The sequence below is a fragment of the Dactylosporangium thailandense genome, from assembly GCF_059739745.1.
In genome coordinates this window covers 2,917,625-2,930,032 of sequence record NZ_AP029195.1, presented here as the reverse complement: position 1 = coordinate 2,930,032, position 12,408 = coordinate 2,917,625, and the positions used below count along the sequence as shown (strand labels likewise).

Sequence of the window (12,408 nt, the reverse complement as noted above, 5' to 3'; positions counted from 1 at the left end):
GGCGGGTGCCTGGGGGCCCGTCCGATGGTACGAGCGCTGGATCAGCGCAGGACGTGCTCCTGCTCGTCGCGGTAGCTGGTCGTGTAGTAGTCCCCGACCTGCCGGCGGTAGTCGTCGGTGCCGAAGGTGCGCTCGTCGTACTCCGGCGAGTGCCTGATCTGGTCCTTCGTGCGGTCGACGTACACCTTGCGCTCCGCGTGGTCGACGTTGCGCACCGTCCCGGCGGGCAGCAGCACCTTGCGGCCGAAGATCCACGGCCCGGTGTCCACCACCACCCAGGAGTTGCCGACCTCGTAGGTGGCGCGGTCGATCGAGCCGATGTGGCCGTCGACGGCCTCGACCCGGTACCCGGAGAGATCCAGGTCGTTGCGGTGCTCCTCGGGGAACCGAGGATCCGCCGCGTCGGCGTTGAACGTCTCTCGCCACGCCCACGGCAGGAATGTGATCGGCTGCATGAGAGCCTCCTTTCACTGTCCTACGCGTCGGGTTACCCGCCCGCGACGGTCTCAACCGTCGATGGCATAGGGTCGCCGTGATCACGGACGTGGAAAGGATGCCACGGTGGCGCTCAAAGTCGGGATCGGCCTGCCCCAGCTCAAGGACTTCGACCCCCGCACCGCAGTCACGCGGGCCGCACGGGCCGCCGAGGAGATCGGCTTCGACAGCGTCTGGGTCTTCGAGCGCTTCCTGCTCCCCGAGGACCAGAGCGGCCCCCACGGGCTCTACAACGTGCCCGGTGCGCCCTGGCCGGTCCGGTACGGCGGCGTGCTCGACCCGCTCGTCGCGCTCACCCTCGCCGCCGCCGTCACCGAGCGGGTCGAGCTCGGCACGTGCGTGCTCGTGGCGCCGCTGCACGTGCCCGCGCGCCTGGCCCGCACGCTGTCCAGCCTCGACGCGGTCAGCGGCGGGCGCGTGGTCGCGGGCGTCGGCGCGGGCTGGAGCATCGACGAGTTCGCCGCGCTCGCCCCGCGCCCGCACGCCGAGCGGGGCGCGGCGCTGGACGAGTTCCTCGACGTCGCCGAGGCCGTCTGGGGACAGGACCCGGTGTCGTACTCCGGCGAGCGCTGGACGATCGCCCCGGCCGAGGTGGGCCCGAAGCCGGCCCGCCGCATACCCGTGTTCCTGGGCGGGTTCTCCGACGCGGCCCTGCGCCGCGTCGCGCGCCGCGGCGACGGCTGGCTGCCGACCGGGATGCCGCCCGCCGCCGTGGCCGCGACCCTCGCCCGGCTGCGGGAGATGGCCGGGGAGTTCGGCCGCGACCCCTCGGCGATCGCGTGCACGTTCCAGGTGGGGGTCTCCGGCACCCTGGAAGCGGTGCCGGAGGAGGGGCGCCGGCCGTACACGGGCAGCGTCGAGCAGATCGTGCGCGACATCGCGGCGCTGGCGGACGCGGGCGTCGGCCACGTGTTCCTGACGGTGTCGAACCTGGTCACGGAGATGGACGCCTACGTCGACGTGGCCGGCGAGTTCCACGCCCGCCTGCGCGCCGAGGGCCTGACGTGAGCCTGCAGCGCGCCGCGGCGCTGGTGGCCGCGGCGCGGCACGTCGTCGTGTTCACCGGGGCGGGGATGTCGGCCGAGAGCGGCGTGCCCACGTTCCGCGATGACCTGACCGGGCTGTGGGCGCGCTACGACGCCGGGAGCCTCGCGACGCCCGAGGCCTTCCACGCCGACCCCGATCTCGTGTGGGGCTGGTACGCGTGGCGCGCCGCCCGGGCCCGCGCGGCCGAGCCGAACGCCGGGCACCGCGCGGTGGCCGCGCTCGAGGCGGCGATCCCGGCCACGACGGTCGTCACGCAGAACGTCGACGATCTGCACGAGCGCGCGGGGAGCACGGCACCGATCCATCTGCACGGCAGCCTCTTCGCGCCGCGGTGCGTCGGGGACGGCGCGCACCCGGCCGCGCTCGCCGGCGCCGAGGAGCCGGACGAGGGGCCGGACGAGGGGCGGCGCATCGCCCCGCCGCGCTGCGTCACGTGCGGCGCGCTGGTCCGGCCCGGCGTCGTGTGGTTCGGCGAGGCGCTGCCGGAGCCCGCGCTGCACGCCGCGGTGGCGGCCGCGGCCGGCTGCGACGTGCTGCTGACCGTGGGCACGTCCGGCGTGGTGTACCCGGCGGCGGAGATCCCCCGCATCGCGGCCCGCGCGGGCGCCGCGGTCATCCAGGTGAACCCGGACGCGACCCCCGCTGGACGCGGTGAGCACCGTGAACCTGCGCGGCACGGCCGCCACGCTGCTGCCCGCCCTCGTCCCGGCCTGACGTCCCGCCGCCGTCACCCTGGCCGCGGCCGCCCTCGCCGCGGTGCTGCTGCGCCCGCCGCGCCGGATGGTGTGAACCGGACCCGCGCGGGGCGGATTGTGTGAACCGGACCCGCGCGGGGCATAGACAGGCCATGCCGTGGGTCCTGTGGGTGCTTGCCGGTGCCGTCGCCCTGCGCGGGGCCGGATGGCTCCTGCTCGCCTGGGACCGCCGGCAGCTGCGCCGCGGCGCCGGGGTGCGCACGGTTGCCGCCCGGGTCGCCTCAGGTTCCGCGAGCGTCCGCCGATGATCCGAACGGCGCTCAGTGCGCCGTATCGGAGTCGGCGGGGGGTTCTGCGGTGGCACAGCAGCGGGGTGTGCAGGTCACGGTCGCACGCGGGCGGTTGACGGCCGCGGTCGCCGATCGCGGGGTCATCACGAAGGCGTTCCTCGCCGTCCTGCTCGTGACGCTCGTGGCCACCGCCGTGGCCGTGGTGTCGCTGGCCCGGATGTCGAAGCTCAACGCCGACCTGCACGACATCAAGAGCCGCCACCTGGACAGCGCCGCGCAGCTGACCGAGATGCGGGCCGGCATGGCCGAGATGTACCGCAACATGCTCATCTTCTCCCTCTTCGTCGCCGGCGGCGCGCAGAGCCAGGCGGCCCCGTACCGCGCCGCCGCCACCACCGCCGACCAGCGCTTCGACGCCGCCGTCACCGCCTATCGCAGCCTCGCGGCCGGCTCCAGCGGCCGGCTCGCCGTGCTGGACCAGGTCACCGGGGACCTCGACCAGTACCGCACCCTGCGCAACGTCGTCGTGTTCCACGAGGCCCCGCCGGCCGGCTACACCGTGCCGCCCCAGGACCAGCTCGTCGCGGTGTCCACGAAGCTGGAGGAGGGCGTGGCCGCCACGCTGGACGACCTGCAGAAGCTCGAGGACCAGGAGGCGAGCGCGACGGCGGCGAGGGCCGACAAGCAGTACACCGACGCCCGCATCTACATCGTCTCGCTGCTCGTGGGCGGGCTCCTGATCGCCCTGGCCGCCGGTGCCTGGGTCGCCGGGATCCTGCGCCGCCAGCTCGCCAGCGTCTCCGAGGCCCTGCGGGCGCTCGCCGCGGCCGACCTGACCAAGCCCGCCGAGGTGTACGCCCGCGACGAGCTCGGCGAGATGGCCGCCGCCGTCAACGACGCCCGCGACGGGCTGCGCGGCACCGTGCGGGCCATCACCAGCGGCTCCCACACCCTCGGCGACAGCTCCCGGCAGCTCACCGTCGTCAGCGGCCGCATCGCCGCGAACGCCCAGGAGGCCGCGCGCCAGTCCGACGTCGCCGCGGGCGCGGCCGGCGAGGTCTCGCACAACGTGCAGACGGTCGCGGCCGGGGCCGAGGAGATGGGCGCCTCGATCCGCGAGATCGCCCGCAACTCCGGCGAGGCCGCCCAGGTCGCCGCCGAGGCGGTCGGGGTCGCCCAGACCACCAATGAGACCGTCTCCAAGCTCGGCGACTCCTCGGCCGAGATCGGCAACGTGGTCAAGGTAATCACCTCGATCGCCGAGCAGACGAACCTCCTCGCGCTCAACGCCACCATCGAGGCGGCCCGGGCCGGCGAGGCGGGCAAGGGCTTCGCGGTCGTCGCCAACGAGGTCAAGGAGCTCGCCCAGGAGACCGCCCGCGCGACCGAGGACATCTCCCGCCGCGTGGAGGCGATCCAGGCCGACACCGGCAATGCCGTCGACGCGATCGGCGAGATCAGCCGGATCATCGCGCGGATCAACGACTACCAGCTCACCATCGCCTCCGCGGTGGAGGAGCAGTCGGCCACGACCGCGGAGATGAGCCGCAGCGTCGGCGAGGCCGCGCACGGTGCGACCGGGATCGCCGGGAACATCTCCGGCGTGGCCCAGGCCGCCCAGGCGACCTCGGCGACCCTGGCCGAGGCCGACACCACCGTCACGGAGCTCTCGCGCCTGGCGGCCGACCTCCAGCGCGAGGTCGGCCGCTTCAAGCTCTGACGCCGGCTACCGCTTGCCCGGGCGCAGGAGCACCTTCGTCCAGCCGCCGTCGCGCCGGTCGAAGTGGTCGTAGCCGTCGGCCGCCTGCTCCAGCGGCAGCTCGTGCGAGACGAGGAACGACGGCTGCGCGCGGCCGGTGATGATGAGGTCGCGCAGCTGCCGGTTGTACCGCATGACCGGGCACTGCCCCGTGCCCATCCGCTGCCCCTTGGCGAAGAAGGTGCCGTAGTCGAACCCGATCCGGCCCTGCTTGGCCGGGCCGGTCGCGGCGCCGGGGTCGTCGGGGACGTACACGCCCACGACCCCGATCCCGCCGGTCGAGCGCACCACCTTGACGAGGTTGTCCAGCACCAGCTCCGGGTGCTCCTCGCCGCCCCGGTCGTGCGCCTGGTAGCCGACGGCCTCGACCCCGCAGTCGGCGCCGCGGCCGCCGGTCGCCTCGAGGATCTGCTCGGCCGGGTCGCCCCGGGAGAAGTCGACCGGGGTCGCCCCGATCTTCACCGCCAGGTCGAGGCGGTCCTGCTCCTTGTCGACCACGAACACCTCGGAGGCGCCGCGGATCATCGCGCTGTGCGCGGCGAGCAGCCCGACCGGCCCGGCGCCGAAGACCGCCACCCGGTCCCCCGGCCGCATCCCGGCCAGCTCGGTGCCGTGCCAGCCCGTCGGGAAGATGTCCGACAGCATCGCGAAGTCGTTCTCGTGCTCGATGCCGGGCGGCAGCTCGAGCAGGTTGAAGTCGGCGTACGGCACGCGTAGGAACTCGGCCTGGCCGCCGTCGTAGGGCCCCATGTTCGCGTAGCCGTAGGCCGCGCCGTCCATCCCGTCCGCCGGGTTGACGCGCAGGCAGAAGCTGGTCCACCCGGAGTCGCAGTTGCGGCACGTACCGCAGGCGATGTTGAACGGCACCGAGACCCGGTCGCCGGTCTTGACCCGGGTCACCGCGGGCCCGACGGCCTCGACGACGCCCATGTTCTCGTGCCCCAGGATCTTGCCCCGCTCGACGGACGTCCGGCCCTCGTACATGTGCAGGTCGGAGCCGCAGATGTTGGTCGTGGTGATGCGCACGATCGCGTCGGTCGGCGCCTGGATCGAGGGGTCGGGCACGTCGGCGAGCTCGACCTGGCGCGGACCTCGATAAACGACTGCCTTCATGACCCGTACGCTTACCCGGCCCCGTAGCACCGTAACGGCTATGGTCGAGCGGATGGCCCGCTTCACCGTCTCCGTCGAGGTTCGCGCGCCGGCCGCCGAGGTCTGGGCCGCGCTCGTGGACTGGCGCAACCACGCCCGCTGGGCGCCGCTCACCACGGTGCGGCTCACCACCGCGCGCATGGACGGGCCCGGCGCCGGGTTCGTCGCCCGGTCCCATCTCGGCCCGCTCGGCTTCGACGACCCGATGACCGTGGTGGGCTGGGAGCCGCCGGAGGGCGGGCGGCCCGGGCGGTGCGACATCGACAAGCACGGGCGGGTGATCCGGGGCCGGGCGTGGTTCCGCGTGCTGCCGCTGGAGGCCGGCCGCTGCCGGGTCGACTGGTCCGAGGACGTGACCGTCGTGCCGCACCGCCTCGACCGGGTGACCGGCGCCCTCGTCGCGGCCGTCGGCCGGGCCGGGTTCGGCCAGGCCCTGCGCAAGATGGCCCGCGAGGTCGAGCGCCGGTCCTGAGCGCCGCGCAGCCGCGGCGGTCGCCCGCTGCAGACCTCGGCTAGACTTCTCGACCGCGAAGTCCGACGGGGCGCGAGAGCGGGCAAAGGGGGACGGGCGTGACGCGGTTTGCGGCCGACATCGTCGCGGATCTGCGCCGGCGCATCCTCGACGGCGACCTGCGGCCGGGCGAGGACATCCCCAGCGCCAAGGACATCATGGCCGGGTGGGACGCCACGATGGCGACCGCGTACAAGGCGATGACCCTGCTGCGCGAGGAGGGGCTCGCGGCCAAGCACCGCGGGCCGGGGCTCATCGTCACCGCCGACGCGCCCACCGTCGCCGCCGCGTGGCAGCCGCCGCCGGCCCACGGCGACGTGACCCGGGCCCGGATCGTCAACGCCGCGATCGAGCTCGCCGACGCCGACGGGCTCGGCAACCTCTCGCTGCGCCTCATCGGCCAGCGCGCCGGCGGCCTGGTCACGGGCACGTTCTACAAGTGGGTGCAGGACCGGGCCGAGCTCGAGTTGCTCATGGCCGACGCGGTCTTCGCCAAGCACCCGCCGCCGAAGCCGGCCGGCCCGTGGCGGGCGCAGCTGGAGCGGCTCGCCCGGCTGCACTGGCGGCTGTACCGCCAGCACTCCTGGCTCGCGCTCACCGTCTCGTTCACGAACCCGGAGCTCAGCCCGGCCACCCACCTGGCCTGGGCGCAGCGGGCCCTGGAGGGCCGGGCCGACGCGCAACCGCTGGCGGCGGTGCTCGTCAACTTCGTGCGGGGCAGCGCGATGAGCCTCGAGCAGGAGGAGCGCAGGGCGCGCAGGGCCGAGGCGGACGCGGACACGGAGCTGTTCGAGTTCGGCCTCAAGCACCTGCTCGACGGCTTCTAGACGGCTTCTGGAAGTCTGCTAGAAGACACTGCGGCGACGCTCGGCCGCGGCGATCGCCGGGATGTCGTCGAGGCGGTCCAGCTGGGCCAGGGGCTGCCGGAGCCGGTGGTTGCCCGCCAGCTGCTCCCGGTGGTGGTGCAGGAAGGCCCAGTAGCCGGCGGTGTACGGGCACGCGTCGGGGCCGTCGCGGTGGCGGGGGTCGAACGCGCAGCCGCCGCAGTAGTCGCTCATGCGGTTGATGTAGGCGCCGCCGGCCGCGTAGGGCTTGGTGACGAGCCGGCCGCCGTCGGCGTACTGGCTCATCCCGATCACGTTGGGCGTCATCACCCACGGGTACCCGTCGACGAAGCACCGCGCGAACCAGTCGGCCACCGCGCCCGGGTGCCAGTCCCGCTGCAGCGCCAGGTTGCCCAGCACCATGAGCCGCTGGATGTGGTGCACCCAGCCGGTGTCGCGGACCCGGGTGAGCACGTCGCGCAGGCACGCCGAGGTGAGCGCGTCCGGGTCGAGGTCCGCGAACCAGGCGGGCAGCCGGCGGCGGGCCTTGAGCGCGTCGCGGTGGGCGTACCGGGGGCCGAAGTACCAGTAGCAGTGCCACACGTAGTCCCGCCAGCCGAGGATCTGCCGGACGAACCCCTCGACGCCGGCGAGCGGGGCGGCGCCGCGGCGGAACTCGGCCTCGGCCCGCCGCACCACGTCGAGGGGGTCGAGCAGCCCGAGGTTGAGGCTCGCCGAGAGCAGCGAGTGGGCCATGAGCGGGTCGTCGCGCAGCATCGCGTCCTCGTGCGGGCCGAACGCGGGCAGCCGGTGCTCGAGGAAGTGGGCCAGGCGCGCCTCGGCCTCGGCCGCGGTGACCGGGAACCGCCGCGGCCCGTCCCGCCCGACGAACGCGATGCCGTCGTCGCGCTCCCAGCGGTCGAGCTCGGCACGGACCCGCTCGTCGATGTCGTCCTCGGCGATCGGCGGCGGTGGCGCCAGCCCGAGCCCGGCCGCCCCGCGCGGCGGCGGTTGCCGGTTCTCGGCGTCGAAGTTCCAGCGCCCGCCGGCCGGTTCGGCGCCGTCCATGAGGATGCCGTGGCGCTGCCGGGCGTCGCGGTAGTAGTCCTCGAGCAGCAGCCGGGGCCGCCCGTCGGCCCAGCGCACGAAGTCGCCCGGCTCGGTGATGAACCCGCGCGGGGGCAGCAGGGTGGCGTTGCCGATGCTCCTGACCAGGTCGCGGGCCGGGCGCGAGGTCGGGTGGCAGACCTCGACGGGCTCGGTGCCGACCGCGTCCCGGTAGCGCTCGGCGACCACGAGCTCGGCCCGGCCGCCGAGCTCGGCGGCCCGGTGGCGCAGGGCGGACAGGACCAGGTGGGCCTTCTGCCGGTGGTACACCCTCCGCCGGAACACACCCTTGGAGATCACGAGCAGGACGGGCTGGGCGGCGTCCTCGAGAAAGTGCGGCCCCAGTTGGTCCGCGAACAGCCAGCGCCGCTTCATGCCCGCGATTCTCCTGGTGCGGGGCCCGGGCCCGCGTGAAAGCCGCAGGTTACCACCCGTTCGGAATCGACGCACAATTCGACGCAACAGTTGTAATGTTGCAATATCGGCGTTACGGTCGAGATCAGAACTACAGCCCCCCGCTCCGCGTGAGGTCCCTCGTCCATGACCACCGACATGCACACCCGATCCGCCCCGACGTCGGCCGCCGCGCGCCGCCGGGCCGAGGACGCCGAGGCGCTGGCCCTGCTCAGCCTCCTCGCCGACCTGCCCGAAGGCCCGGACCGCAGCCGGGTCCGCACCCGAATCATCGAGCTCTACCTGCCGCTGGCCGGCCACCTCGCCGCCCGTTTCCGCAACCGCGGCGAGCAGCAGGACGACCTCGTCCAGGTCGCGACCGTCGGCCTCATCAAGGCCGTCGACCGCTTCGACCCCACCCACGGCGCCGCCTTCATCGGCTACGCGATCCCCACCATCACCGGCGAGCTCAAGCGCCACTTCCGCGACCACTGCTGGGACGTGCGGGTGCCCCGCCGCGTCCAGGAGACCCGCCTGCGCATCAACCGCGTGGCCGGCGAGCTGACGCAGCGCCTGGGCCGCTCCCCCACGGTCGCCGACCTGGCCGCGGCGCTCGACGTGAGCGAGGAGGACGTGATCGAGGCCCTGGACGCCGGTCGCGCGTACCGCGCGCTGAGCCTCGACGCCCCCGCCACGACGGAGGCCGACGGCCCGACCGACCTGGGCAACATGCTCGGCGAGCCGGACTCGGCGCTGGAGCGGTTCGAGACCCGCGAGGCCCTGCGGCCGCTGCTGGCCCGCCTCCCCGAGCGCGAGCAGCGGATCATCGCGATGCGCTTCTTCGGCAACCGCACCCAGACCCAGATCGCCGCCGAGCTCGGCCTGTCCCAGATGCACATCTCGCGCCTGCTGGCCAAGACCCTGCACACCCTGCGCGGCCAGCTCACCCGCGGCTGAACGGGCCGCGATTCCCCCGCAGTGGGGAACGCCATGGCCCGCGGCGGCCGGTAGCGTGAAGATCCCAGGCATCAGGAGGACAGCGTGGCCAGCGGTACCGTGAAGTGGTTCAACTCCGAGAAGGGCTTCGGCTTCATCCAGCAGGATGGCGGTGGCCCCGACGTCTTCGTCCACTTCTCGGCGATCGTCGGCACCGGCTACCGCGGCCTGGAAGACGGGCAGAAGGTGGAGTACGAGGTCGCCCAAGGCCCGAAGGGCCCGCAAGCGGAGAACGTGCGCCCCGTCTGAGGGCGCACGTCTGAGCGCAGCCCCTCGGGAGTGCCGCATGCCGTGACCGTGCGGCACTGCCGAGGGGCTGCACCCAGTCAGAACCACCCCGTCAGATCCGCGCGCCGACCGCCTGGCCGTTCGACGGCACCAGGAAGCTCGACGACGCGATGCTCCCATCGGCGGCGCGCGGGCCGGTGATGACGGACTGGTCGGTGCTCTGCAGCGGCCACGAACCGCCGATGTTCCACGAGTTGCCCGACGCGCTCGACGAGCCCAGCGCCACCGCGGTCTTGTTGCCCACGGCCAGGTTCGCGGTCAGCTTCGAGGTGGATCCGCCGTCGAAGTCGAAGCCGGTCTTGGCGTTGTTCCAGGCGGTGTCCCGGCTCACCGTAATGGTGCCGGTGTTGCCGTTGTCGGTGAAGCCGTGCGCGGCGTTGGCGAACGACATGCTGTTGGTGACCGCGTGGTTCGCCGCGGGGCCGGTGCCACCGCTGCCGCCGAGCTTGAAGCCGTTGCCGTCGCCGGAGAAGCCGGGGATGTTCCAGCGGTTGTAGCCGTTGCCGTAGGCGATGGTGTTCTGGATCGTCACCGGCGAGGTGAACATCCACAGGTCGAGGCCGTCGTCCACGTTGTTCCACAGCCGGGCGCCGCGCACCACGTTGCCGGAGCCGCCGCCCTCCTTGATGCCGAGCCCGTCGGCGCTCTCGCCGTTCTTGCGCGGGTCGCGGTTGTTGTAGCTGTCCAGGTTCAGGATCTGGTTGTTCGCCGAGCTGCCCTGCAGCTGGAAGCCGGTCTCGTAGTTGTCGTGGGTCGACAGCCGCTCGAACGTGTTGTTGTTGCAGTTGGCGCAGTAGACCGCGTACGGGCCGTGCACGATCTCGAGCCCGGCGATGCGCCAGTAGGAGGCCTCCATGTGGATGGCGCCGCGCTGCGCGGCGGGGATGGTCGAGCCGACGGCGCCCGGGGTGTAGGCCAGGGCCTCGCCGTCGACGGTGACCTTCTCGCCGTTGTACGCCGTGAGCGTGATCGGCGCCGACGAGGTGCCGCTCTTGGTGATCTGGATGTTGGCGGTCAGCGCGTACGTGCCGCCGCGCACCGCGATCGTGCCGCCGGCGGAGACGAGGCCGATCGCCTTCTGGATCGTGGCCAGCGGGGCGGCGAGGGTGCCGGGGTTGGCGTCGGAGCCGTTGACGGCCACGTAGAGGGTGGTCGCGGCGGCGCCGGCGGGGGCCGGGGTCGCGAGGATGCCCGCGGCCGTCGCCAGGGCGGCGGCCGCGAGCCCGTGAAGGTACCGATGCATGGTCTCCTCCTTGAGGAAAACGCTTTCCTCGCGGAGGCTAGGCCGAGCATCGATCGATGTCAAAGCGCTGGGAAACTTACAGCGGCGGGGTCGCGCGTCGAACAGCGTCGACTCCCGCCACGCGGCGACGGCGAGCACGCGCCGCTGGTGTTCGCCGTCGGCGAGCGCCTCCGCCGCGTGCATGTCGAGGCAGAACGCCAGCCGTCGACGATCGAGGCGCGCATCTTGACCAGGTGCAGCAGGCGCGGCTCGACCGTCCGGCGCCCGTACCGCTCCAGCTGCGACAAGACCGCGTACCCCTCGGGCACGACCTTGACCCACTCCATACGTTGCCCCATGCCGGCACGACGGGCCGACGGCCCGCAACCGTGACAGTCCGCCGCGTGAGCCCGATCACGCGAACGGGTCGCGGCCCGTTTGTAGGCTCTCGTCCCATGGCCGCTGAGATCGTCGTCGTCACCCCGCCCGAGGAGCCGCCCTCCTCCTGGGACGCCGCGCTGTTCCTGGCCGGGCCGACCCCGCGCGCCCCCGAGGTGGCGAGCTGGCGGCCCGAGGCCATCGAGCTGCTGCGCGAGCGCTGGACCGGCGGCCGGCTCGTGGTCTTCTCCCCCGAGCCCGCGACCGGGGTCGTGCGCGACTACACCGGGCAGATCGCCTGGGAGGAGGCCGGACTGCACCTCGCGGACCGGATCGTCTTCTGGGTGCCCCGCGACCTGGCCACGATGCCCGCGTTCACCACCAACGTCGAGTGGGGCACCTGGCACCGCAGCGGCAAGGCCGTCTTCGGCGCTCCGCCGCAGTCCCCGCGCAACCGCTACCTCTTCGCCGGCGCCCGGGCCGAGCACGTGCCCACCGCGACGTCCCTGCCCGAGACGCTGGACCTCGCCCTCGAGGGCCTGACGCCGGGCGCGCACCGCGGCGGTGCCGAGCGCGAGGTGCCCCTGGCGGTGTGGCGGACGAGCAGTTTCCAGCGCTGGTACCGCGCCCAGTCCGAGGCCGGCAACGAGCTGCTCGGCGCCCGGGTGGAGTGGGTGTTCCGCCGCGGCCCGGGCCGGCGCCAGGTGGTGTACTGGGCCCTGCGCACGGACATCCGCGTGGCCGCCGAGAACCGGGTGAAGACCGGGCAGATCGTGCTGTCGCGGCCGGATCTGTCCAGCGTCGTGCTGTACCGGCGCGCGCCGGCGCTGGACGAGACCCTCGTGGTGCTGGTCCGCGAGTTCCGTTCCACGGCCGCGACCGGCGACGGCTTCATCCACGAGCTGCCGGGCGGCGCGGGCCCCGACGACGTGCCCGCGCTCGACCAGGCCGCCGCCGAGGTCCGCGAGGAGACCGGCCTGACCCTGCCCGCGTCCCGGCTGCGCTCCCACGGCAGCCGCCAGGTCACCGGCACCCTCTCCACCCACCGCGCGCACCTGTTCTCGGCCGAGCTGACCGGCACCGAGGTCGCGGCGCTGCGCGCGGCGGCGGGCACCCCGTTCGGCGAGCCCGGGACGACGGAGCGGACCTGGGTGGAGCTGTGGACCTACGCCGAGATCCGTGACGCGAACCTGGTCGACTGGTCCACCCTCGGCATGCTGGCCCAGGTGCTCGACGGCCGTAGGGTGTGAT

The 12,408-nt window shown here is 73.5% G+C and carries 12 protein-coding genes and 1 pseudogene; 9 read left to right on the top strand and 4 right to left on the bottom strand.

Annotated elements, in window-relative coordinates:
* Positions 1 to 41: 41 nt before the first annotated feature.
* Complete coding sequence (locus AC6JBM_RS13190; RefSeq protein WP_497983890.1) at positions 42 to 455, bottom strand: PRC-barrel domain-containing protein; 414 nt, start codon at positions 453 to 455, stop codon at positions 42 to 44.
* 106 nt (positions 456 to 561) lie between these two features.
* On the opposite strand from AC6JBM_RS13190, the gene AC6JBM_RS13185 reads away from it, so the two are divergent.
* The 4 genes and pseudogenes from AC6JBM_RS13185 (at position 562) to AC6JBM_RS13170 (ending at position 4,247) form a co-directional block, all read left to right on the top strand.
* Entirely contained in the window at positions 562 to 1,503 is a 942-nt protein-coding gene (locus AC6JBM_RS13185) for an LLM class F420-dependent oxidoreductase (protein ID WP_497983889.1), read from the top strand.
* Positions 1,500 to 2,256 (top strand): annotated as a pseudogene (locus AC6JBM_RS13180) (NAD-dependent protein deacylase). The gene AC6JBM_RS13185 and the pseudogene AC6JBM_RS13180 overlap by 4 nt, the downstream one beginning before the upstream one ends.
* Positions 2,257 to 2,389: 133 nt before the next feature.
* On the top strand, positions 2,390 to 2,545 hold the full coding sequence (locus AC6JBM_RS13175) for a hypothetical protein (protein WP_497983888.1): 156 nt from the start codon (positions 2,390 to 2,392) through the stop codon (positions 2,543 to 2,545).
* A 49-nt stretch (positions 2,546 to 2,594) separates the two neighbouring features.
* Positions 2,595 to 4,247 (top strand): methyl-accepting chemotaxis protein, encoded by a 1,653-nt coding sequence (locus tag AC6JBM_RS13170; protein ID WP_497983887.1) that lies wholly within the window; start codon positions 2,595 to 2,597, stop codon positions 4,245 to 4,247.
* A 6-nt stretch (positions 4,248 to 4,253) separates the two neighbouring features.
* Here the strand turns inward: AC6JBM_RS13170 and AC6JBM_RS13165 are convergent, their stop codons facing one another.
* The gene (locus AC6JBM_RS13165) at positions 4,254 to 5,399 is read right to left on the bottom strand and encodes a glutathione-independent formaldehyde dehydrogenase (RefSeq protein WP_497983886.1); all 1,146 of its coding nucleotides are present in this window, start codon (positions 5,397 to 5,399) and stop codon (positions 4,254 to 4,256) included.
* A gap of 40 nt (positions 5,400 to 5,439) precedes the next feature.
* Between AC6JBM_RS13165 and AC6JBM_RS13160 the strand changes: the two genes are divergently transcribed.
* Both AC6JBM_RS13160 and AC6JBM_RS13155 read left to right on the top strand, forming a co-directional pair.
* On the top strand, positions 5,440 to 5,910 hold the full coding sequence (locus AC6JBM_RS13160; protein ID WP_497983885.1) for an SRPBCC family protein: 471 nt from the start codon (positions 5,440 to 5,442) through the stop codon (positions 5,908 to 5,910).
* 98 nt (positions 5,911 to 6,008) lie between these two features.
* Entirely contained in the window at positions 6,009 to 6,776 is a 768-nt protein-coding gene (locus AC6JBM_RS13155) for a GntR family transcriptional regulator (protein ID WP_497983884.1), read from the top strand.
* Positions 6,777 to 6,794: 18 nt separating this feature from the next.
* Here the strand turns inward: AC6JBM_RS13155 and AC6JBM_RS13150 are convergent, their stop codons facing one another.
* Positions 6,795 to 8,255, bottom strand: a complete 1,461-nt coding sequence (locus AC6JBM_RS13150) for a cryptochrome/photolyase family protein (protein WP_497983883.1) — start codon at positions 8,253 to 8,255, stop codon at positions 6,795 to 6,797.
* 165 nt (positions 8,256 to 8,420) lie between these two features.
* Here AC6JBM_RS13150 and AC6JBM_RS13145 point away from each other — a divergent pair, with 165 nt between their 5' ends.
* Entirely contained in the window at positions 8,421 to 9,230 is an 810-nt protein-coding gene (locus tag AC6JBM_RS13145) for an RNA polymerase sigma factor SigF (protein ID WP_497983882.1), read from the top strand.
* An 84-nt stretch (positions 9,231 to 9,314) separates the two neighbouring features.
* Positions 9,315 to 9,518, top strand: coding sequence for a cold-shock protein (locus AC6JBM_RS13140; protein ID WP_350623773.1), 204 nt, complete (start codon positions 9,315 to 9,317; stop codon positions 9,516 to 9,518).
* Positions 9,519 to 9,609: 91 nt separating this feature from the next.
* Here AC6JBM_RS13140 and AC6JBM_RS13135 read toward each other — a convergent pair whose 3' ends face one another.
* The gene (locus AC6JBM_RS13135) at positions 9,610 to 10,800 is read right to left on the bottom strand and encodes a right-handed parallel beta-helix repeat-containing protein (protein WP_497983881.1); all 1,191 of its coding nucleotides are present in this window, start codon (positions 10,798 to 10,800) and stop codon (positions 9,610 to 9,612) included.
* Between the two features lie 434 nt (positions 10,801 to 11,234).
* Here AC6JBM_RS13135 and AC6JBM_RS13130 point away from each other — a divergent pair, with 434 nt between their 5' ends.
* On the top strand, positions 11,235 to 12,407 hold the full coding sequence (locus AC6JBM_RS13130) for a nucleoside 2-deoxyribosyltransferase domain-containing protein (RefSeq protein ID WP_497983880.1): 1,173 nt from the start codon (positions 11,235 to 11,237) through the stop codon (positions 12,405 to 12,407).
* The last annotated feature ends 1 nt before the right edge of the window (position 12,408 follow it).